The sequence below is a fragment of the Streptomyces sp. NPDC053431 genome (assembly GCF_044544925.1).
Taxonomy (GTDB): Bacteria; Actinomycetota; Actinomycetes; order Streptomycetales; family Streptomycetaceae; genus Streptomyces.
This window is the reverse complement of the sequence record NZ_JBITXX010000003.1, coordinates 14,619-36,392: the sequence shown is the minus strand read 5'-3', so window position 1 is coordinate 36,392 and position 21,774 is coordinate 14,619. Positions and strand designations below refer to the sequence as shown.

Sequence of the window (21,774 nt, the reverse complement as noted above, 5' to 3'; positions counted from 1 at the left end):
CGCGACTCCGACCACAGGCCACTCGCCTCGGAACCCTCCGGGGCGAGTGCCACTCCCACCCTCCCCGCCGGATCAGAGAGCCCGCCCATGCACGCACAGCCCACCCCCGACTCCCCGCACACCACCCAACAGTCGGCGAACCACCCAGCCCCGGGCGGAGCAAGGTATGGCGTTGGACCGTCCAGGGGTCGGTCCAACGCGGACGCCTCCGCCCCAGGGGTGGCGGAGGCGGCGGAGCCCCGGCGCGAGGGCGCACCGGGGGCAGGGGGTGTGCGCGCGGCGGACGAGGCCGCTCTGCACCGTGTCGCCCGCCGTCGCGCCCGCCAGGACGTGCAGCGCAAAGAGCGTGTCGACGTGCGCTACAGCACGGCCGAGAAGCAGGCGATCCGCGCCGAGGCCCGTCGCCTCGGCCTGGCCGGCGCGCACTTCGTCGGCGCCGTCGTCATGGCGCACCTCAACGGCGACCTCGCCCTGCCCGCCGAGCGGACCGCCGTCGACGACCTGATCGACGAGTACACGGCCCTGCGCGAGCAGGTCGCCCGGATCGGCACCAACGCGAACCAGATCGCCCACCGCCTCAACTCCGGCGGCGACGCACACCCTGTGGACGCCGCCGTCCTTGCCGAGGCCAGGAGGCTCGTGGCCCTGGTCCAGGACACGGTCAAGGCCGTCGACGCCGCAGCGAACGTGGCCGCCACAACCCGTTGGGCGGCCTGAATGATCGCGAAGATCGGCAAGCCCGGCCACAAGACACGGGGCGTCCTGAACTACCTGTTCGGGCCCGGCCGGGCAAACGAGCACACCGACCCCCACCTCGTCGCCTCCTGGGACGGCTTCGCCCCCGACCCCGGCCGCGACCCCGACGCCACGCTCGCCCAGCTCGCCACCGCCCTCGACCTGCGGGTCAAGCAGGCTGGCCACAAGGCTCCAAGGAGCCACGTCTGGCACTGCTCGATCCGCGCCGCCCCCGAGGACCGCCACCTGGCCGACGTTGAGTGGGCCACCATCGCCCGCCGCGTCCTGAACGACACCGGCATCGCCCCGGACGGCGACCCCGACGCCTGCCGCTGGGTCGCCGTCCGCCACGCCGACGACCACATCCACATCGTCGCAACCAAGGTCCGAGGCGACCTCCGCCCACCCCGCAACTGGAACGACTTCCTACGCGCCGACAAGGAACTCATCGCCATCGAGAAGGAGTACGGGCTCCGCCAGGTCCCGCGCGGCGACCGCACCGCCGCCAAGCGCCCCACCCGCGCCGAGGCCACCCTCGCGAACGCCGCAGCCCAGGACGACGACCGCCGCATGGCCACCAAGCACCTCGCCATGTCCGAGACCGCCATCGGCAAGCTGGCCGCCGTAGTCGGCGACTCCTGGGCCGCCCACTACTCTCCCGGCCGCTGGGCCCACGAATCCGGCATGATCCTCGCCCGCCTCGGCGACCTCGATGCCGCCGAGGAACACCTCCACCTAGCCCTCGACATCCACGGCCTCGACCGCCGCCGCACCCGCGCCATCGTCCTGGCCGACCTCGGCGGCGTTCGCCTCCGCCAAGGCGACGTCGACGGAGCTATGGCCACTTGGCACGACTTCCTCGACTGCGCCGACGGCATCCGCTCAGTAAAGGTCCAGGCAGCACTCCAGGACATGCGCGTCCGTCTTCGGCGGTACAGCGGAGTCCCGGAGGCCCAGGAGCTACGGGAGCGGGGAGCCCGGTTCGTTACCTGACTCCCAGAGCGTCACTCACACTCACACCGGTCATTCTCGGTAGGAAAGCTGGGAGAGGAGCCAGGCTACGATCGCGCGAGTCGCCCCGGAGCATGCACCGCCAACCGCCGCAAGCGCGAATCTGCGGGTAGGTTTTTCCGACGTACTGCGTTGTGGTGCGGTTGGCACCTCGTTGGGCGATGCCATGGCTCCTCCTCAGTTGCATCAGCGCGTTGTTGCGCCTCCTAATCCAGTCTTCGCAGTCACGCTGTCAGGAAGGCACGTCTTGCCAGAGCCTGACGAGCTTTGACACGATCCGGGATGGAAGCTACAGCCCAGATGACTGGACGATTTTTGACAGTCCTTGACATGATCTGACGATGGGTGTCTTCCATCAGCCTCAGCTTCGGCCAGGCCCTCATCGAGATCTGAACGAGGCTCTGCACGACCTGCATCTCCGAGCCGGGTGCCCCAGCAGCCGAGACATCGCAAAATCGATCAGCGCTGGCGACTTTCCCATCACCGCCAGCCATGAGCGGGTACGCATGGCGTTCTCGGCGCCACAACTCCCTGCCTGGCCACTGGTGGAAGCTCTCTGCCAAGTGCTAGCGCCGCTGGCGGGCAGCACCCCTACCAGGGAACTGGACCTAGTCCGCAGCCTTTGGCGAGACTCTCGCCGCCCTGCCCAAGCACGCCCCAGACCAGCGGTTTCCGCTTCCGAGCCCGCAACTCCACGGCTCACGCCTCTGCCGCGCTCGCTTCCCGAAGTACCCGCCTTCGGCGTCGATGTCATACGGGCCATCAGGGAGCAGTTGAGCGAAACTCTCGTCCGAATGGATACCATTCCCATGGAGACGGCCAATGTGGCAGAAGTCCCTGACTCTGCGGGTATCTACCAACTGTTTCACAATGACAAGGCCGTGTTCGCAGGCCGGGCAGAACGTAGTCTGCGTAGCCGGATCCTTCAGGCCCAAAGGAAACTGATTGGTCGACAGCGTATATCCATCCAAGAGATGGCGTTTCGGTTCGTTCCTATGGATGCCCCGCTGGTCGATATAGCCCCTGAGCGACTGATCACCCAATACGCCGATCACCCTTGGAACCAAAACGGCTTCGGAGGTAAGGATCCTGGACGCCAAAGGGATAGGGTCGCGCTGACCTCAAACCACTTCGACCTTCAGTACCCAATCGACCTTGACTGGATCATCCCGCAGGAAATCATAGAGGAGTCCCTTCCGCAGCTCCTGCAATCGATTCGCTATTCATTGCCGTACATGTTCCGATACGGGAAGAATTACCCTGACCGGTCGGTGAAAAATTTGCGCATCGCCAGCCAGACGCCTGTCAGGGAGGCTTTCGCCGCTCTCTCCGAAGGCCCTCTTCAGGGATGGCAGATCACTGCCAAGCCGGGATATGTCATCGCATACGAGGAGAGTTATGACTACCCCCAGACCTTGGCCGTCTTCCGGTAGAAGCCCCACCCGACGTCGGTCCTTGGGTCCCTACAGGGCGAGCAGGGAGACGCTCTTCTACTCCATCCACTAGACAGTTGCTTGCGGGAGAACCCAGATATCAGCGTCTTGCCGGCAAGACGCTAGAGGGTGGACACAGGACGGCTCTCGCCTTTTCCGAAACAACCACACAGGGAGCGCCCCGACCATGCGCGGTCGGGGAGGAAGGTCCACCACCCCTGACTTTTCACGAGGCGCGTGCCATAACGTGCCAGTAGGGGCGGTAAACAGCGGACAACAAGGGGCTGACGCGGCTCCCGGAAAGCATTCCCTGATCGGGTGTCCCCCAGGTCAGAGGCCGCATAAAGAGCCAAGTGCCGGTTGATTCCCAAGTTCATAGCTCTTCGTCGTGCAGATACAGCTCAGCATGGTTGAGTCGGATAACCCAACTGTGCGTAGACGTGCGGTCCACCGTGACTCCTTCGATGCCGACTGTGGGGTGGGTGAGAGCCGCGGTGAGGTCGGCAGGGAAGGGGTAGCCCCGCCATTCGAGGTCCCATCGCTCCTGGTGCCCCCACAGTCGGCTCGCAGGCGCCCAGCGGGCTCGCTCGGTGCTGCGGTCGAGCGGATCGATGACCCCGCCCCCCAGGTGGAAGGAACGATCTGGATCTCGCAGTGACATGCGCACCCAGATGCCGGCCAGGAGTCGCTTCATGGAAGGGCTGATCTCGGGGATGGCGGCGAGCTTGTCGTACTCGTCGGCAGTGAGGGGCTCCTTCAGGTCAAGACGGCGGCGCAGATTCGGTAGGCGCCGCGCGCGGCCCCGACCGGCCGTGAGGGTGCCTCGCTCGGAGACGTACATCTGAGCACCGCTGGGCAGGTGCCGTAGGCGCCACACGTGGTAGCCCAAGCGCTCCTCAACCCGCATTCCTGGGATGTGGGGGTCGGTCTGGCTGCCGACGAGGCGGAGGGCGACGTTGTCGCAGGCGTTGACGATCAGCACGAGGTGATCGAATCGCGGAGAGATGACTGGGTCGTACGCGCTGATCTGCCCCACCCGCCAGCGCAGTCGAGGCGCGGCCAGCTCTCCGTGGTTGAAACAGGCGAGGGCCAGCAGAGCGCGCAGTTCGGTCTGCTCCGGGGTGCAGTGATCCAGCCCCAATCCGCCGGATCGAGCGATTCCCGGGAGGGCGGTGACGGGAACCTCTCCCGTGAAGCCGGCGCGGATACGTGCGGCAGCCTTGGCCGTGGTGTGTGGCATGGCGCGATGTCCTTCGTCGCTGCCGGGTCAGCGAGGGTCGCGTCCGTGTTCGCACATCGGGAGACACGTGAGGGGACTCGCAGAGTGGGCACGCCGCACCCTGGACGAGTCAGGAAACCCGGGTGCCCCGCTACGTCCCCCCGGGCCTCCGCAGACCGGGTGCAGCCGACGGTACCGGTGAGATCGGTGGAAGATGTGGGCTCCACATGCTGAATTCATCCGATGGGGTGTTGGTCTGGAGCTGTTTTGACCTTGGGCCGCGGCACCCCTTGTGCGTGAGCGATGCGTGAGCGGACGGTCCGGCACGGCCCGGTTCCGGCCGGATCGCGCGGCACCGTTCGCCCTGTCCGACCAGGCATCCTCGGACGGACCAACACCGCCCGGCATCACCCACCCGGCCCCAGCCAGGACTTTTAATCCATTGGTTGTGGGTTCGAGTCCCACACGGCCTACCGATCGGCCCCAGGTCAGAGACTCTCTGGCCTGGGGCCGGTGTCATTTCCGGAGCCTTTCGGACCGCCTGCCGGCCTCCCCGTTGGCCCTTCTGCCGACCTCTCCGCCGGCCTCCCCGCCGGCCCCTCTGCCGACCGCTCCGCCGACCTCTCGGCGGCCCCAGCCGGCCCGAGGCCACCACCGACCGCCGCGCGCCTTGATCGTCGAGGCGAAGGGCGAATGCTAGGGCACGGCGATCGATTCCTGCCGGATTCCCGATGTTTCCTGCGGTTCCGGAAGCCGATGGGTAGCGTCTGCGGTCATCGCCTGGCCGGGGTGGGTGATCGGCCGGGGTCTTCGAGAGCAGAGGAAGCGAGCACGGATGCTGTCTGTTGAGACATCTCTCAAAGAGGCAATGACATCGATCGAGGGGAGCCTTGGGGTCGCTCTGGTCGACTACACGAGCGGGATGGCGCTCGGAACCCTGGGCGGGGGCAAGGACCTCGATCTGGCGGTGGCCGCGGCGGGGAACACCGATGTGATCCGGGCGAAGGTCCGGACCATGGAGATGCTGGACCTCCAGGACAACATCGAGGACGTGCTGATCACGCTCGGGAGCCAGTACCACCTCATCCGGCTCCTCAGGGGCCGCGGGGGCAACGGCCTGTTCCTGTACCTCGTCCTGGACAAGGACCGGGCGAACCTGGCCATGGCCAGGCACCAACTCAGGAGCATCGAGGCGTCACTGGAGCTGTAGACGTCCTTCTCCCGCCGGCTCCCGCATGCCCAAGAGTTGAAAGAGTCTTCAACTCAGCACATCTGAATGTGATCAGGCAAAGGCAGGCCGGAGTCGGAGGCGGGAGGATGATGGGAGCGGGACATCGGAGGACCGGCAGTTCTCGTTGCCGGCTCTGGGGACGGTCGAACCGGGTGGGAGTGTTGTCGCATGCAGGTGCCGCTGTACCAGGCGAAGGCCGAGTTCTTCCGCATGCTGGGACATCCGGTCCGGATCCGCGTACTGGAACTGCTGCAGAACGGCCCGGTCCCGGTACGCGAACTCCTGAACGAGATCCAGATCGAACCGTCCAACCTCTCCCAGCAGCTGGCGGTACTGCGCCGATCCGGCATCGTCGTCTCGATCCGTGACGGCTCCACCGTCAGCTACGCCCTCGCCGGCGGCGACGTCGCGGAACTCCTGCGCGCCGCCCGCCGCATCCTCACCGAACTCCTGGCCGGACAGACCGAGCTGCTCGCCGAACTCCGGCACACCGACACCCCGGCGGACATCCATCCGCCCGCGGGATGACGGACCAGGCACGTCATCGGTGAGCACGAACGAAGCGCCCCGCCCCTCCCGGGCGGGGCGCTTCGGCGATGTCAGCCGGCGACGCCCAGCGCCGCCAGGCGCCGCGGGTCCGCGACGATGTCGATCTCGACGATGCGGTCGCCGGCGATCGTGAAGGCCATCAGACCGACCGGGGCCCCGTTCACGAGGGAGACCAGGCCGGCCGCGCCGTTGACGGTGACGCGACGGGCCTCGTGGCGGAACTTGGCGAAGGTGAGGGCCTGCGCGGTGACCGCCTCGGCGCCGCGGACCAGCTTGGAGGCGGCCGCGCTGAGCGCCCCGCCGTCGACGCGGAGGACGACGTCCGGGTCGAGGACGGTGAGCAGGCCCTCGAAGTCGCCGCCCTGGGACGCGGCGAGGAAGGCGTCGACCACCTCGCGCTGGCGGGCCGCGTCGGGCGCCGGGGCCGGGGCGGCGCCCTGGACGCGGCGGCGGGCGCGGCTGGCGAGCTGCCGGGTGGCGGCCGGGGTGCGGTCGACGACGGGGGCGATCTCGTCGAAGGAGACCGCGAACATGTCGTGCAGCACGAAGGCGAGCCGCTCGGCCGGGGCCAGGGTCTCCAGGACGACGAGGAGCGCGAGGCCGACCGAGTCCGCGAGCAGCGCCTCCTTCTCGGGATCGGCGCCGCCCTCCTCCCGGACGACCGGGTCGGGGACGTAGTACTCGAGCGGGTCCTCGCGACGGGAGGCGCGGGAGCGCAGCATGTCGAGGCAGACCCGGCCCACGACGGTGGTCAGCCAGCCGCTGAGGTTCCGCACGTCGCTGACGTCGGAGCGGTTCAGCTTGATCCAGGCCTCCTGGACGGCGTCCTCCGCCTCGCTGAGCGAGCCCAGCATCCGGTAGGCGACCGCCCGCAGATGCCCGCGGTCGGCCTCGAAGCGTGCGGCCAGGAGATCCTGGGCGGCGCGGTCCATGTCCATGGGTCGTCGTTCCCCTTCGCGTCCGGTCACATCGTGATGACGTACGGGGGCTCCTGAATGTGACGGCGTTCCGGTACGTGAGATCACCGGCCCCCGCGGGGCAACGCGCGGGAATCCCCGGCCGAACCCCCCGACCGCCGTGGATCACCACTTCAACGCGATGATCACCATCCCTAGATTGATCACCATGACGACGACAGCGAACCAGGTCAACTCCGTTCTCCGTACGCCCCCGGCCTCGCCGGCGGCCGCCGCGGCCTACTTCTCCGCGAGCCTCGCCTTCCACGCCGACGTGTCCGACGTGGCCTCCGCGCTCGCCGACGCCCGTGCCACCGGCGGCGACCCCGGCTTCGTCGTGCTCGACTCCCGTTCGACGGCCTCCTGGGACCAGGGCCACGTGCCGGGCGCCGTGCACCTGCCGACCGCGCTCATCCCCGAGCAGGCCGAGCAGCTGCTCGACAAGAACGTCCCGGTCGTCACGTACTGCTGGGGCCCCGGCTGCAACGGCGCGACGCGGGCCGCGCTGGCCCTCGCCGAGCTGGGCTTCCAGGTGAAGGAGATGCTGGGCGGCTTCGAGTACTGGGCGCGCGAGGGCTTCCCGTACGAGACCTGGGAGGGGCCCGCGCAGAAGGAGGCGGACCCGCTGACGGCGCCGGTCGACGCCGAGGACTGCGGCTGCTGACGGAAATGGATTTCCGAGCATGGGCATCCATGCCGTAAGGTGGTGTTCACCGACGCGGGGTGGAGCAGCTCGGTAGCTCGCTGGGCTCATAACCCAGAGGTCGCAGGTTCAAATCCTGTCCCCGCTACTCAGTAGCACGAAGGCCCGGATCCGGAGACGGATCCGGGCCTTCGTCGTTTCCGGCCCGCGCCCCCGATGTCCGGCTTGACCTTTACGTAACGTCAAGTTCTAGCGTCTTCCTCATGGAGTGGTCGATCCAGGAGATCGCCAGGAAGGCCGGCACCACCAGCCGCACCCTGCGCCACTACGGCGAGCTGGGGCTGCTGGAGCCGAGCCGGATCGGCGCGAACGGTTACCGGTACTACGACCAGGCGGCACTCGTGCGGCTGCAGCGGATCCTGCTGCTGCGCGAGCTCGGGCTGTCCCTGCCCGCCATCGCCGAGGTCCTCGAAGGCCAGCGGGACACCTCGGCCGCCCTGCGCACGCATCTGGCCCTCCTGGAGCAGGAGCGCGAGCGCGTCGGGCGGCAGATCGAGGCCGTACGGACCACTCTCCACAAGACCGAGAGAGGAGAACAGCTGATGGCCGAGGAAGTCTTCGACGGCTTCGACCACACCCGGTACGAGGCCGAGGTGACCGAGCGCTGGGGGCGTGAGGCCTACGAGAAGGGCGACCGCTGGTGGCGCTCGCTGAGCGAGGCCGAGAAGCAGGCGTTCCAGGACGAGCAGACCGGCATCGCCCGTGACTTCGCCGCGGCCGCCGCACGGGGCCTCGCGCCCGGCAGCGACGAGGTGCAGGCGATCACCCGGCGGCACCACGCCTGGCTGTCCATCACGACGACGCCGACCAAGGAGTACTTCGTCGGGCTCGGGCAGATGTACGTGGACGACCCGCGCTTCACGAAGAACTACGACCGGTACGGGGAGGGCACCGCGCTGCTCGTCCGGGACGCGATGCGGATCTGGGCCGAGCGGAACCTGTAGCCGCCCGGCGGGGCGGCGGGCCGGTGGGTGCCGGTCCGGTGGGGCGGCGGGCCCGGTGGGGCGGCGGGCCCCGTGGGTGCCCGTCCGGTGGGTGCCGGTCCGGCGGGGCGGCGGGCCGCTAGGGCGCCAGTCCGTGGGGTGCCGGTCCGTGGGGCACGCCGTCCGCTCCGGGGGTGGTACGCCCGCAAGTAAACGCTGGCCAAAAGAAGGCACGTCCTTTTGCGTGACCCCCTTGCGCCCCGTAACCTCGCGCGCACCATGAGTGATCGACGTGTGGCCGTGCGTGGTGCGGGACGGCGGGCGCCCGCCGTCCTGCTGCTGTGCGCGCTCGTCGCGCTGATCGCGGGCGTCTGCCACGGCGCCCACGGGCACTCCCTGCCGCTCGCCGCCGGTCCCACCGGGACCACCGTCTCGGCCCCCGCCCTGCCGCACGGCTGCGAGCGGCCCGGGGAGGGCTGGTCCTTCGACGCGCATCTGCCCGCGCAGTCCACGGGCAGCCAGCTCTCGGCGCCGGACGCCGGGAGCGCCGTCCTCCTCGCGTACGACGAGGTGTTCCCCGAGGCCCCGCACACGCGCTGCGTCCGGGGCAGGGCGGGACCCGGCCCCGAGCCGGGCCGACTGCTGATCGTCCTAGGAGTGGACCGGAACTGAGCCGGGTCGCGCACCCACGACCCCGGCTCCTTCCGCGTGTCCGCGCGACTGTCCGCGCGGCCGCCCCACTCCAAGGGACGTACCCCCATGACACATCCCGCCCACCTTCTCTCCGTCGTCGGTCAGACCGTCGGCAACACCCCCGTGCTGTGGATGGACGACGGCTACTGGGCCAAGCTGGAAGGCTTCAACTTCGGCGGCATCAAGGACCGCGCCGCGCTCCACATGGTCGAACAGGCCCGCCGGCGCGGCGAACTGCGGCCGGGCGCCCCGATCGTCGAGTCGACCTCCGGGACCCTCGGCCTCGGGCTCGCGCTCGCCGGCGTCCTGCACGGTCACCCCGTCCACGTCGTGACCGACCCCGGGCTCGAACCGATCGTGGAGCGGCTGCTCGTCGCCCACGGCGCCCAGGTGCACGTCGTGCCGGAGCCCAGCCCGTCCGGCGGCTGGCAGCAGGCCCGGATGGACAAGGTCGCCGAGCTGCTGATCGCCCTGGACGACGCCTGGTGGCCGAACCAGTACGGGAACCCCGACAACCCGCAGGCCTACACGGGACTCGCCGCCGAGCTCTCCGAGCAGCTCGACCGGATCGACGTGCTCGTCTGCGCGGTCGGCACCGGCGGCCACTCGGCCGGCATCTCCCGGGCGCTGCGGGCCGGCTCCAGCCCGGCGCTCGAACTCGTGGGCGTCGACTCCATCAACTCCACCGTCTTCGGGCTGCCGGCCGGCGAGCGCCTGATGCGCGGCCTCGGCTCGTCCATCCACCCCGGCAACGTCGACCACGCCGCCTTCGACGAGGTCCACTGGGTGGGGCCCGCGGAAGCGGTACGGGCGGCCCGCCGGCTGGCCGCCCGTCAGTTCGCGACGGGCGGCTGGAGCGTCGGCGCGGTCGCGCTGGTCGCCGGCTGGCTGGCCCGCACCCGGCCGCGCGGCACCCGGATCGCGGCCGTCTTCCCCGACGGCCCGCACCGCTACTTCGACACCGTCTTCAACGACGCGTTCTGCGCCGCGCACGGGCTGCTCGACGGGCCGGTGCGGACCGAGCCCGCCGCCTGGGCGGACGGCGTGCCGGTCAGCGGCTGGACCCGGCGGGCCCTGGACCGCAGGAACGGCGCGGACCGCATGGAGCGTGCCCGGTGACGACGGCGACGGCCCCCGCCAAGGGCGGGATCTGGAAGCAGACGCGCACCTTCGAGCCGGCGGTGCGGCTGCTCTTCCTCAACCAGCTCACCATCAACCTCGGCTTCTACATGCTGATGCCGTACCTGGCCGCCCATCTGGCCGACGGGCTCGGCATGGCGGCCTGGGCGGTGGGTCTGGTGCTCGGCGCGCGGAACCTGTCCCAGCAGGGCATGTTCCTGGTCGGCGGAGCGCTCGCCGACCGGCTCGGCTTCAAGCCGCTGATCGTCGCCGGGTGCGCGCTGCGGACGGTCGGCTTCGGGGCGCTGGCCTTCGCGCAGTCGCTGCCCATGCTGATCGCGGCCTCGCTCGCCACGGGCCTCGCGGGGGCGCTGTTCAACCCGGCGGTGCGGGCCTGTCTGGCGGCCGAGGCGGGGGAGCGGCGCGTGGAGGCGTTCGCCCTGTTCAACGCGTACTACCAGGGCGGCATCCTGCTCGGGCCGCTGGTCGGGGTGGCGCTGACCGGGGTGTCGTTCCGGCTGACGTGCGTGGTGGCGGCGGTGCTGTTCGCCGGCCTCACCGTCGTACAGCTGCGGCATCTGCCCGTACGGCGGTCCGCGGAGGCGGCGGCCGGGGACGGCGGGCGGACCGGGCGGCAGTTCCGTACGGTGCTCGCCAACCGGCTCTTCTGGCTGTTCTCCCTCGCCATGACGGGCTCGTACGTGCTGTCCTTCCAGGTCTATCTGGCGCTGCCGCTCGCCGCGGACGGCACGGCGGCGACCACCGCCCTGTTCGTGGTCTCGGCGCTGGTGGCGCTCGCCGGGCAGCTGCGGATCACCGCCTGGTGCAAGGCGCGGCTCTCCCGGGAGCGGTGTCTGGTGCTCGGGCTCGCCCTGATGGGGGCGGCGTTCCTGGTGCCGGCCGCGCTCGGGCGCTCCCTGGTGGGGCTGCTGCTGTGCGCGGCGGTCCTGGCGGTCGCGAACGCGGTGCTCTACCCGTACGAGATGGACACGGTGGTCGCCCTGTCCGGGGGCCGCTGGGTCGCCACCCACTACGGGCTCTACAACACGGTCTGCGGAATCGGCATCACGCTCGGGAACCTGGGGACGGGCGCCCTGCTCGACGTGACCGGCTGGTCGGCGGCGCCCTGGCTGGTGCTGTGCGCGGTCGGGCTCGGGTGCGCGGCGGCCGTGGCGGCGCTGGCGCGGGGCGGGCGGCTCGCCGTACGCCAACCGGCCGAGGAGGAGTCGCCGAGCCGCTCGGCCTGACGGCACCCTGAGGTGGGCGCGGTACGGTCCGCCGCCGTGGACGGACCGACCGGGCAGGAGAGCACAGGTGCGGCGAGCAGCGGCGGACGGCCGGGCGGGTGGTGAGGGCGCGAGCCGCCCCTACCGCGGCGCCCGGCGTTTCCTGCGCGCGCTGCCCCCGCTGATCATCGTGGGCGGCATCGTCTTCGACCTGTCCACCCCGCCGGAGTACACGGCCTCGCCGCTGTTCTCGGCGGCGCCGCTGATCGCCGCCCCCTTCTTCTCCACCCTGATCACGCTGCTCACGGGCATCGCCGCCGTCGTCGCCAGCATCGGTCTGCACGTCTACAACGGCACGGTCGACCAGATCCCGGCGCTCACCGAGACGCTGACCGTGGTCACGGTCTCGGCGCTCGCTCTGCTGATCAACCGGGTGGTGCGCCGGAGCGGCGAACGCCTCGCCTCGGCGCGGGTGATCGCGGAGACGGCGCAGAAGGCGGTGCTCCCGGCGCCCGCGGGCCGGATCGGCGGGCTGCAGATCGCGGCGCGTTACGAGGCGGCGCAGGCGGACGCGTTCATCGGCGGCGACCTGTTCGCGGTACAGGAGACCCCGTACGGGGTGCGGCTCGTGGTCGGGGACGTCCGGGGCAAGGGGCTGAACGCGGTGGAGGCGGTGGCCGTGGTGATCGGCGCCTTCCGGGAGGCGGCCGAGCAGGAGGCGACGCTGGAGGGCGTGGCCGCCCGCCTGGAGCGGGCGCTGGCCCGGGAGGGCACCCGGCGGGACGGGCTGGACGCCTTCGAGGGTTTCACGACGGCGGTGCTCGCCGAGATCCCGGGCGGCGACCGGGTCGTCCGGGTGGTCAACCGCGGCCACCCCGAGCCGCTGCTGCTGCGCGCGGACGGCGGGGTCGAGCTGCTGCGGCCGAGCGAGGCCGCACTGCCGCTGGGGATGGGGGACCTCGCGGTGTGGCCGGACCGGGCCGACGAGACGCCGTATCCGCCGGGCGCGACGCTGCTGTTCTACACGGACGGGCTCTCGGAGGCGCGGGACGCGGAGGGCACCTTCTACGACCCGCGGGAGCGGCTCGCGGGGCGCCTCTTCCCGGGTCCTGAGGAGCTGCTCGACGCGCTGGTGGCGGACGTGCGCCGGCACACGGCCGGGGGCGCGACGGACGACATGGCGCTGCTCGCGGTGAGCCGGCCGGCGGTGGGTCAGCCGGAGCGGCGGCTGACGATGCCGGTGGTGCCGCCGGGTCCTGTCCCGGGGCGGTGACCGGTCGTAGTCGGAGGGTGTCCCTCTGATAACAATTGACGTAACGTCAGATTCCGGGTTTGCTGCTGACGTGTTTCTGAGTGGTGCTCAAGTCAGGCGATTCCCTCCTAATTCAGCGAATGATCAAGGGGGACGGCTTGGAAACGAGTGGCCGAGTCTATTAACGTTCGATAACGCAGCGCGGTCGTCACAGCCGTCGCAAGAGGCGGCACCGTGCGCGCGCGCCGAATCCCGCAAGGGAACCGGGGAACCACCACTTGGGGTGAATCGGGCCCCACCGCACCCGTGCGGCACGCCCGTAGGAGACCTTCCTGCTCCGAACCCGTCAGCTAACCCGGTAGGCGAGAAGGAAGGAAAGGAGAGCGCCTTCGTGGCGTCCGACACCCCTGCCCCTCAAGCCCCCTTCGACTACTTCGACGCCGCCGGTGCGGCGGGCGCGGGCGAGGAGTGGAACCCCACCGAGGACTCCCTGCGGGACCGCGGCCGCTCCGGCGGACGCCACCGCGTCGTCAAGCAGCGCTCCAACTTCGCGCGCTCCTCCACCGTCCTCGGTGTCGGCGTGATCGCCGCCGTCGGCGCCGGCGGCCTGGCCACCGCCCAGCAGAAGCCCCCGGTCTCCATAGCCCTGCCGGACGTCGACCTGCCCGACGCCTCCGAACTGCCCGGCGTCGGCGCACTGCTCGGCGACGACCACAAGAACGTCGAGGCCGCGGGCGGCATCAGCGCCCAGCCGCTCACCGCGCTCACCTACACCACCGACGACGGCACGGGCTCCGGCAACGGTGCGGAGACCCGGACCGAGACGCAGGCCGACGCCGGCGAGGCGCTGCGCGCCCGCATCCTCCAGCAGGCCGAGCAGCAGCAGGCCGCCGCGGACGCCGCGGAGAAGGCGGCGGCGGAGAAGGCGGCCGCCGAGAAGGCGGCGGCGGAGGCCGCGGCCAAGGCCGACGCGGCGGAGAAGGCGGCGGCCGAGGCGCAGAAGAAGGCCGAGGAGGAGGCCGCGGCGAAGGCCGAGGCGGAGCGCCTGGCCAAGCTCGCCGCCAGTTACTCCCTGCCGACGTCCTCGTACACGATCACCTCGACCTACGGCGAGGCCGGCTCGATGTGGTCCTCCGGCTACCACACCGGCCTGGACTTCGCCGCCCCCACCGGCACCCCGGTCAAGGCCGTCCACGGCGGCACCGTGAAGTCGGCCGGCTGGTCCGGCGCGTACGGCTACCGGATCGTCCTGGAGCTCGAGGACGGCACCGAGATCTGGTACTGCCACCTCTCCTCCATGACGGTCGGCGCCGGACAGTCCGTCGGCACCGGCGAGACCATCGGCCGTGTCGGCGCCACCGGCAACGTCACCGGCCCGCACCTCCACCTGGAGGTCCACACCCCGTCCGGCGACGGCATCGACCCGGCAGCCTGGCTCCGCTCCAAGGGCCTGAGCATCTGACGTCCGTCCCACAGATCCCGCCGGTCCGACACGGGCCGGCGGGATCTGCTGTCCGGGCCGGGCGCGTCGGCTTTGCCGTTCGATTCGGGTCTCGCGGTATCTGCTGTCCGGGGCCGGGCGCGTGGGCCTTGCCGTTCGGTTCGGTCTCGCGGGATCTGCTGGTCGGGTACGGAGCCGGTGGGATCCGCTCGTTCGGAATAGGACCGGCGGTGCGGAGGGTTGACCACCCCATGACTTCTCTTCGCCGACTGGGCGCCTCCGACCTGCACGTCTTCCCGCTCGCCCTCGGCGGCAACGTCTTCGGCTGGAGCGCCGACGAGGCGCAGTCCTTCGCCGTGCTCGACGCCTACGCCGCCGCGGGCGGCAACTTCGTCGACACCGCCGACGTCTACTCGGAGTGGGCCGAGGGCAACGAGGGCGGCGAGTCCGAGACCGTCATCGGCCGCTGGCTCGCCGCCCGTGGCAACCGCTCCGACATCCTCGTCGCCACCAAGGTCGGCGCCCACTCCCGCTACAAGGGCCTGGGTGCCACGAACATCAAGGCCGCCGCCGAGGAGTCGCTGCGCCGCCTGGGTACTGACTACATCGACCTCTACTACACGCACTTCGACGACGAGTCCGTGCCGGTCGAGGAGATCGTCACCGCCCTCGACCAGCTGGTGAAGGACGGCAAGGTGCGGGCCGTCGCCGCCTCCAACATCTCGCCGGAGCGGCTGCGCGCCTCGCTCGACTTCGCCGAGGAGGAGGGCCTGACCCGCTACGTCGCCCTCCAGCCGCACTACAACCTGGTCTCCCGCCACACGTACGAGGGCGCGCTGCTGGCCACCGCCGAGCAGGGCGGACTGGCGGCCGTGCCGTACTACGGGCTCGCGTCCGGCTTCCTCACCGGCAAGTACCGTCCGGGCGCCGCCGTCACCAGCGTCCGTGCCCAGGGTGCGGGCAGGCACCTGGAGACCGAGCGCGGACGGAAGGTGCTCGCCGCACTCGACGCGGTCGCCGAGGCGCACGACGCCGAGCTCGCGTCCGTCGCCCTGGCCTGGCTGGCCTCCCGCCCGACCGTCGTCGCCCCGATCGCCTCGGCCCGCACGGTCGAGCAGCTCCCGGCGCTGATCGCTGCCACGGAGCTGAAGCTGACGGACACGGAGCTGGCGGCGCTGACGGAGGCGTCGGAGGCGTAGGAGGTGTCCGAGGCGTAGGAGGCTTCGGAGGCGTCGGAGGCGTAGGAGGTGTCCGAGGCGTAGGAGGCTTCGGAGACGTCGGAGGCGTCGGAGGTTTCCGAGGCATCGGAGGCGTCGGAGGTGTCGGAGGCTTCGGAGGCGTCGATGACGTCGAGGCCGTCGAAGGCCTGAGTCGGGTGCGTCCGGGCCGGCCGGTCTGACCGGTCTGACCGGTCTGACGGGACCGGGCCCTCAGCTGCGGTACGGGTTGTAGCCGCCGTAGTCCAGGTACTGCGGCGGCGACCAGACGCGGCCGGTCGCCCGGGCCGCGTAGGTCAGCGCCGGGGAGGCTATCTGCCGGCGCTGCCACAGGTGGTGCAGCAGCTCCTGCTCGCGGGCCGTGAAGTCCGGTGCCGCCTGGCCTCGCCGGGCGCGGTGGCGCAGGAACGCCAGGGTCGTCGCGAACGCCTCGTACTCGCCGACGGCCTGCGCGGCCGGCTTGCCGAAGCTGCGCGCGGCGTAACCGCGGGCCAGTGCGCGGGCCCGCATCGAGGAGAGCGCGAGCGGTTCGTCATGGGCGAGCCAGCCGGCCGTCGCGTAGGCCGGGAGCTCGCCGGATATCGTGCGCAGCTCCTTCTGGCGGCTCCATATCGCCAGCCAGGTGAGCAGGGCGAAGACGGGCACCATGATCACGCCGTAGACGACGATGAACGCCAGCGGGTGGAAGGTCGCCGAGCCGTTCCACAACGCGTGCATCCCCATGGCGAGCAGCAGCCCGCCGAGCGGCAGCAGCACCAGGCGGGTCCGGCGGAGCCGGGCGGCGGCCGGCAGCAGGGCGGCGAAGCCGAAGCCGAGGCCGGTCATCGACGTGAACAGGGGGTGCGCGAACGGGGACATGATGACCCGGACGAAGAACGTGCCCACCGTCACCGAGCCGAGGCCGGCGGAGCCGAACTCCTGGTCCTCGCCGAAGGCGTTGCCCAGATAGAGGATGTTCTCGGTGAAGGCGAAGCCGGTGGCGGTGAACCCCGCGTAGACGAGGCCGTCGACCGGGCCCGTGAAGTCCCTGCGCCGGAAGAGGAACAGGAGCAGCACGGCCGCTCCCTTGGCGGTCTCCTCGACGACCGGGGCGACGGCCGTGGCGCCGAGGGTGTCGGCGGAGCCGGGATCGGCGGTGGCGCTGCTGATCCACTCCACGGCGAAGGAGTTGGCGAGGATCGCGACCAGGGTGGAGGCGAACGCTCCCCAGGCGAGCGCGAACAGCAGGTTCTTCCACGGGGCCGGCTCGACCCGGTCGAGCCAGCGGAACGCGGCCATGAGCAGCGGCACCGGCAGCACGGCCAGACCGAGGCCCACCAGGAAGCCCTCGGTGCCGGTCTCCTCCCGCACCAGCGCGAGGATCGCCAGCGCGCAGATCGCGAGCGCGGTGATCAGCACGACGGCCCGGAGCAGCCGGCTGCGCCAGAAGGCCTTGCGCGGCTTGTAGCGCCACTTGGCCCGCTCCGGGACGGCGGCGAAGTCCGGCTGGTCGCTCTCGAGGGCGGGCACGGGAGCGGGCGCGGGGATCAACGCGTGGGCAGGGGCGGTGCCGGGCTCGACAGCGGGCCCGGCGATGGGGTTCGACGACACGGAACGACCCTAACGAGCGTCACCGACAGCGGCGAGGGAGTTCCCCGCAGCCTGTGGAAAACCCCTGGGCGAGAAACCCGTCAGAGCGTGGCGCGCCGGGTGAACAGCAGGTCGTGGACGACGTGCCCCTTGTCCAGGCCCTGGCCCTCGAAGCGGGTGAGGGGCCGGTATCCGGGCCGGGGCGCGTAACCGCCGTCGGCCTGGGTGTTCTCGAAGTCGGGGTGCGCGCTCAGCACTTCGAGCATCTGCTCCGCGTACGGCTCCCAGTCGGTGGCGCAGTGCAGCAGACCGCCGGGCACGAGGCGCGGGGCGAGCAGGCTGAGGAACTCGGGCTGGATGAGCCGGCGCTTGTGGTGGCGCTTCTTGGGCCAGGGGTCCGGGAAGTAGACCCGGCAGCCGGCGAGGGACTCCGGCCGGAGCATCTCGCGCAGCAGGATGATGGCGTCGCCGTTGGCGACCCGGACGTTGGTGAGTCCGTTGCGGTCGGCGAGCCCGAGCAGGTTGCCCTGGCCGGGGGTGTGGACGTCCACGGCGAGGATGCCGGTGCCGGGGTCGGCGGCGGCCATCTGCGCGGTGGCCTCGCCCATGCCGAAGCCGATCTCCAGGACGACCGGCAGCCCGCCGAACATCTCGTCGAGGTCGAGCACCTGCTTGCCGTCGATGTCGAGGCCCCAGTCGGGCCAGCGCTTCAGCATGGCCTCGGCCTGGCCCGCGGTCACCCGGCTGCGGCGCGGCTGGAAGCTGCGGATCCGCCGCTCGAAGTGCGCCCCGGCGGGGTCGGGCGAGGGGCCCTCGCCCGGCGCGAACATCCGGCTGCCTCGTCGTGCGACGGGCTGCTCGACGGGGGTGGTGTGCGGGGTGTTCTCAGGCTGCTCAGACACAATGCCCCCAATCCTACGGCGCCCCCACCCCCGCCCACCGCACCCTTCCGGGCCCTCCGCCCACCGCACCCTTCCGGGCCCCGCACCCGCCGCACCCTTCCGAGCCCCCCGCACCCTTCCGGGCCGCGCGCCCCGCGCCGCGCGGCCCCGCGGCCCCGCGCCGCGGCCAACGCCCCCGCGCCCCGCGCCCCGCGCAGCACGGTGCGGTGCCCGCTGCGGGCTTGCGCCCGCCGCCGTGGGCTGCGCCCGGCCGTCCTTGTTGTGGGCAGTCGTTCCGCTGGGGCGGAACGGGTGGGCACAACGGAACGCAGCGCCTTGCCGCGCCCAGGCCTCTACCGCTTTGACGCCGGCCACGAGAGCGCGGCGCCGTAGGGGCGGGCGTAGGTACAAGGAGCGGGACGCGCCGCCAAGCGCGGTCCCGTGTGCCCACCCGTCCCGCCCCAGCGGGACGATTGCCCACACGGAGGTGGGCGGGACCCCCGCACGGGAGTGGGCAGCGTGTGGTGGGGCGGGTGCCCCGCACGTGGCGGGGGTGGCCGGAAGGTGGCGTCCTGGGTGCCCCGTGCGGAGGGGCCGGGGTTACAGCAACGCCAGAGCTCGGCGGGCGACCTCGCGGCCGATGGGGAGGGAGGCCGTCGCCGCAGGGGACGGCGCGTTGAGGACGTGCACCGTCCGGACCGACTCGCGGATCAGGAAGTCGTCCACCAGCGTGCCGTCCTTCAGCACCGCCTGCGCCCGCACCCCCGGCGCCGCCCGCCGCAGATCGCGCTCCTCGACGATCGGCAGCATCCGCCGCACCGCCTCGGTGAAGGCACGCTTGGAGAGGGAGCGGTGCAGCTCGCCCGCCCCGTAACGCCAGTGGGCCCGCGCGATCGCCCAGCTGCCCGGCCACGCGAGGGTGCCCGCGAGTTCGCGGGGCCGGACGACCGTCCACCCGTACCCTTCCCGGGCCAGGGCCGGCACCGCGTTCGGGCCGACGTGGACGCCGCCGTCCATGCCGCGGGTGAGGTGGACGCCGAGGAAGGGGAAGGCCGGGTCCGGGACCGGATAGACCAGGCCGCGCACCAGCGACGGGTCGGCCAGCTCGTAGTACTCCCCCCGGAAGGGGACGATCCGCATCTCCGGGTCGTCGCCCGCGAGCCGCGCCACCCGGTCGCAGTACAGCCCCGCGCAGTTCACCAGGACCCGCCCGCGCACGACGCGCCCGGCGGCCGTGCGCACGGCCACGCCCCACGGGCGCCGGTCGACGGCGGTGACCGCCGAGCCGTAGAGGATCCGCGCCCCGGATGCCTCGGCCAGCTTGGCCGCCACCGCGCCGTAGTCGACGATGCCCGTCGTGCCCACGTGGATCGCGGCCAGGCCGCGCACCCGCGGCTCGTACTCGCTGATCTGCGCCGGGCCCAGCTCGCGCACCGGGATCCCGTTCTCCCGGCCGCGCTGCACGAGCGCGTGCAGCCGGGGCAGCTCCTCCCGCCCGGTGGCGACGATCAGCTTGCCCGTCACCTCGTGCGGGATGCCGTACTCGGCGCAGAACTTGACCATCTCCGCCGCGCCCTCGACCGCGAAGCGCGCCTTGAGGGAGCCGGGGCGGTAGTAGATCCCGCTGTGGATCACGCCGCTGTTCCGCCCGGTCTGGTGGCGGGCCGGGGCGTGCTCCTTCTCCAGGACCGTGACCCGGGTGCCCGGCGCGGCGCGCGTGATCGCGTACGCCGTCGACAGACCGACGATTCCGCCGCCGATCACGAGCACGTCACAGTCATACCGGACAGACACCTGCGCCACCTCCCACCCCTGATAGTGCACTGGCCCACTGACAATGCCGCTAAACCGCCCGCGTACTGGGACGCGCGTCACGCCGGAGTCACGAGCAGCGGGCGGGCCCGCTCCCGCAGTTCCATGACCCGCGGCTCGTCCCCGTACGGTTCGAGCCGGTGCAGCAGGTCCCGTACGTACTCGGTGGTGCGCGCCGAGGAGATCCGCCCGGCCACCTCCACCGCGCGCGTGCCGGCGGCGCAGGCCGCGTCCAGGTTCCCCGACTCCAGCTCGGCGACCGCCGACACCACGAGCCGCAGTCCGTGCGAGCGGACGTACTCCTCGGTGGGCCGGGACAGCGCCTGCTCGGTGAAGCGGCGCACCTGCCGGGGCAGCTTCAGGTCGCGGTAGCACTCGGCGGCGTCGGCGCAGAACCGGTCGTACGAGTAGAAGCCGAGCCAGGTCGGGTCCGGGTCGCCCTCGCGGGAGCGCTCCAGCCATCCCTCGGCGGCCTTCAGCGCGGCGGCGGCCGCCGTCCCGTCGCCGGCCTTGGCGTGCGCCCGGGCCTCGACGAGCCGGAAGAAGGACATGGTGCGGGCGGTGGCCAGCCCCCGGTTGCGTTCGAGAGCGGCCTGGGCCAGGTCGACGCCCTCGTCCGCGAAGCCCCGGTAGGTCGCCTGGAGCGACATCGACGCCAGGACGTAGCCGCCGAGCGGCACGTCGGCGGCGGCGCGGGCGAGCCGCAGCGCCTGGATGTAGTAGCGCTGGGCGGCCTCCTGCTGGCCGGTGTCGAAGGCCATCCAGCCGGCCAGCCGGGTCAGCTCGGCGGTCGCGCCGAACAGCGCGCGCCCGACCTCGTCCGAGTACGAGCCGAGCAGCAGCGGCGCGGCATCCACACGTAAGCACTCCGGGACCATGGAGGAGCGCCAGTCGCCGCCGCCGTACTTGGAGTCCCAGCGGCGCGCGTCCTCGGCGGCCTCGCGCAGCTTGGCGACGTCGCTGTGCCCCACGCGCGCGTGCTCCGCGTTCTCGCCCCCGCCGGCCGCGCCGCCCACGGCGACCGTGCCCGGGCCCACGGCCGGCGCGAGGCGCGGGGCCGGGCGCTCCACCGACGGGTCGGCGGGGGTGATCAGCCAGCGGGAGGCGGGCGTCGCGTAGGCGCTCACGGAGAAGGAGCCGGCGAGCGACTGCCAGATCCCGCCGCCGCCCCGGCGACCGGCGAGATCCAGCCGGTACAGCTCGGTGGCCGTGCGGACCGCCTCGCCGACGTCGCGCGGGAAGGCGAGCCCCACCTCGGGCGCGGGGTCGGCGTCGGCGAGCCCGATCTCGTGCAGTGGCACGGGCCGGCCGAGCTTCTGGCCGATGGCGGCGGCGATCAGGTGCGGGGCGGCGCCCTGCGGCACCATGCCCTTCGACACCCACCGGGCCACCGACGTCTTGTCGTAACGAAGCGTCAGACCCCGCTGTGCGCCGAGGTCGTTGACGCGCCGGGCGAGCCCGGCATTGCTGATTCCCGCGAGGGCGAGAACCGTGCCGAGCTTTTCGTTCGGCCCGCGTTGCTCCCTGGACATGACGCCACCCCTCGACACGACACCCAGACGGCCGCCACGACGCCGGGCATAGGCGTGCGGCATTCGTAAGCACAGCGTAGTTCGCCGGATCCCGACCGTTAAGGGGCGGTGTTCCGTATGGCGAGATTGTTGTGGGATGGAATGAGTGGCGGGTCCGGCGCCGTCCGCCGTGCTCCCGCCGTGTGGCCGTGCGCCCGCCCGTGCGCTCTCGTCGGGTGCCGGGGGGAGCGCTTCCATGAGTGCTGCGTGGGTCGGCCCACTTGGCCGAGGAC

General features: G+C 71.6%; 18 protein-coding genes, 1 tRNA gene, 1 pseudogene and 1 riboswitch. Of the genes and pseudogenes, 14 read left to right on the top strand and 6 right to left on the bottom strand.

Annotated features, from left to right (window positions below):
• Positions 1-354 precede the first annotated feature (354 nt).
• The 3 genes and pseudogenes from mobC (at position 355) to ACIGXE_RS09525 (ending at position 3,179) form a co-directional block, all read left to right on the top strand.
• Positions 355-717: a plasmid mobilization relaxosome protein MobC gene (mobC, locus tag ACIGXE_RS09535; protein ID WP_399745248.1), complete on the top strand. Its 363-nt coding sequence runs from the start codon at positions 355-357 to the stop codon at positions 715-717.
• A pseudogene (locus tag ACIGXE_RS09530) lies at positions 718-1,305 on the top strand (relaxase/mobilization nuclease domain-containing protein); the annotation flags it as partial.
• 1,250 nt (positions 1,306-2,555) lie between these two features.
• Positions 2,556-3,179, top strand: coding sequence for a hypothetical protein (locus ACIGXE_RS09525; RefSeq protein ID WP_399745246.1), 624 nt, complete (start codon positions 2,556-2,558; stop codon positions 3,177-3,179).
• A gap of 373 nt (positions 3,180-3,552) precedes the next feature.
• On the opposite strand, the gene ACIGXE_RS09520 is transcribed toward ACIGXE_RS09525, so the two are convergent.
• Positions 3,553-4,419: a hypothetical protein gene (locus ACIGXE_RS09520; RefSeq protein WP_399745244.1), complete on the bottom strand. Its 867-nt coding sequence runs from the start codon at positions 4,417-4,419 to the stop codon at positions 3,553-3,555.
• An 814-nt stretch (positions 4,420-5,233) separates the two neighbouring features.
• Between ACIGXE_RS09520 and ACIGXE_RS09515 the strand changes: the two genes are divergently transcribed.
• Complete coding sequence (locus ACIGXE_RS09515) at positions 5,234-5,608, top strand: hypothetical protein (RefSeq protein ID WP_399745242.1); 375 nt, start codon at positions 5,234-5,236, stop codon at positions 5,606-5,608.
• A 189-nt stretch (positions 5,609-5,797) separates the two neighbouring features.
• Positions 5,798-6,157 carry an ArsR/SmtB family transcription factor gene (locus tag ACIGXE_RS09510; protein ID WP_399745240.1) on the top strand — a complete coding sequence of 120 codons (360 nt, stop codon included), beginning with the start codon at positions 5,798-5,800 and terminating at the stop codon, positions 6,155-6,157.
• Between the two features lie 71 nt (positions 6,158-6,228).
• Here ACIGXE_RS09510 and sigJ read toward each other — a convergent pair whose 3' ends face one another.
• On the bottom strand, positions 6,229-7,116 hold the full coding sequence (sigJ, locus tag ACIGXE_RS09505; protein WP_399745238.1) for an RNA polymerase sigma factor SigJ: 888 nt from the start codon (positions 7,114-7,116) through the stop codon (positions 6,229-6,231).
• Positions 7,117-7,303: 187 nt separating this feature from the next.
• Here sigJ and ACIGXE_RS09500 point away from each other — a divergent pair, with 187 nt between their 5' ends.
• From ACIGXE_RS09500 to ACIGXE_RS09460, 9 genes are all read left to right on the top strand, one after another.
• Entirely contained in the window at positions 7,304-7,798 is a 495-nt protein-coding gene (locus ACIGXE_RS09500; RefSeq protein WP_399745236.1) for a rhodanese-like domain-containing protein, read from the top strand.
• A 53-nt stretch (positions 7,799-7,851) separates the two neighbouring features.
• A tRNA-Met gene (locus ACIGXE_RS09495) sits at positions 7,852-7,925 on the top strand.
• Positions 7,926-8,040: 115 nt separating this feature from the next.
• Complete coding sequence (locus ACIGXE_RS09490) at positions 8,041-8,781, top strand: MerR family transcriptional regulator (RefSeq protein ID WP_399745234.1); 741 nt, start codon at positions 8,041-8,043, stop codon at positions 8,779-8,781.
• Positions 8,782-9,039: 258 nt separating this feature from the next.
• Positions 9,040-9,432 carry a hypothetical protein gene (locus ACIGXE_RS09485; protein WP_399745232.1) on the top strand — a complete coding sequence of 131 codons (393 nt, stop codon included), beginning with the start codon at positions 9,040-9,042 and terminating at the stop codon, positions 9,430-9,432.
• An 87-nt stretch (positions 9,433-9,519) separates the two neighbouring features.
• Positions 9,520-10,572 (top strand): PLP-dependent cysteine synthase family protein, encoded by a 1,053-nt coding sequence (locus ACIGXE_RS09480; RefSeq protein WP_399745230.1) that lies wholly within the window; start codon positions 9,520-9,522, stop codon positions 10,570-10,572.
• Entirely contained in the window at positions 10,569-11,819 is a 1,251-nt protein-coding gene (locus ACIGXE_RS09475) for an MFS transporter (RefSeq protein ID WP_399745228.1), read from the top strand. The genes ACIGXE_RS09480 and ACIGXE_RS09475 overlap by 4 nt, the downstream gene beginning before the upstream one ends.
• 67 nt (positions 11,820-11,886) lie before the next feature.
• The gene (locus tag ACIGXE_RS09470; RefSeq protein WP_399745226.1) at positions 11,887-13,071 is read left to right on the top strand and encodes a PP2C family protein-serine/threonine phosphatase; all 1,185 of its coding nucleotides are present in this window, start codon (positions 11,887-11,889) and stop codon (positions 13,069-13,071) included.
• A gap of 212 nt (positions 13,072-13,283) precedes the next feature.
• Positions 13,284-13,430, top strand: a riboswitch (cyclic di-AMP (ydaO/yuaA leader).
• An 11-nt stretch (positions 13,431-13,441) separates the two neighbouring features.
• Positions 13,442-14,512, top strand: a complete 1,071-nt coding sequence (locus ACIGXE_RS09465; RefSeq protein WP_399745224.1) for a M23 family metallopeptidase — start codon at positions 13,442-13,444, stop codon at positions 14,510-14,512.
• 230 nt (positions 14,513-14,742) lie between these two features.
• Positions 14,743-15,690: an aldo/keto reductase gene (locus ACIGXE_RS09460; protein WP_399745222.1), complete on the top strand. Its 948-nt coding sequence runs from the start codon at positions 14,743-14,745 to the stop codon at positions 15,688-15,690.
• Between the two features lie 231 nt (positions 15,691-15,921).
• Here ACIGXE_RS09460 and ACIGXE_RS09455 read toward each other — a convergent pair whose 3' ends face one another.
• The 4 genes from ACIGXE_RS09455 to ACIGXE_RS09440 all read right to left on the bottom strand — a co-directional run bounded on the left by ACIGXE_RS09455 (position 15,922) and on the right by ACIGXE_RS09440 (position 21,502).
• Entirely contained in the window at positions 15,922-17,238 is a 1,317-nt protein-coding gene (locus ACIGXE_RS09455; RefSeq protein WP_399746321.1) for a PrsW family intramembrane metalloprotease, read from the bottom strand.
• A gap of 140 nt (positions 17,239-17,378) precedes the next feature.
• A complete protein-coding gene (trmB, locus tag ACIGXE_RS09450; RefSeq protein ID WP_399745220.1) occupies positions 17,379-18,179 on the bottom strand; it encodes a tRNA (guanosine(46)-N7)-methyltransferase TrmB in 801 nt (266 codons plus the stop codon).
• Positions 18,180-18,758: 579 nt separating this feature from the next.
• Positions 18,759-19,952: an L-2-hydroxyglutarate oxidase gene (gene lhgO / locus ACIGXE_RS09445; RefSeq protein WP_399745218.1), complete on the bottom strand. Its 1,194-nt coding sequence runs from the start codon at positions 19,950-19,952 to the stop codon at positions 18,759-18,761.
• Positions 19,953-20,029: 77 nt separating this feature from the next.
• Entirely contained in the window at positions 20,030-21,502 is a 1,473-nt protein-coding gene (locus tag ACIGXE_RS09440) for an MFS transporter (RefSeq protein WP_399745216.1), read from the bottom strand.
• Between the last annotated feature and the right edge of the window lie 272 nt (positions 21,503-21,774).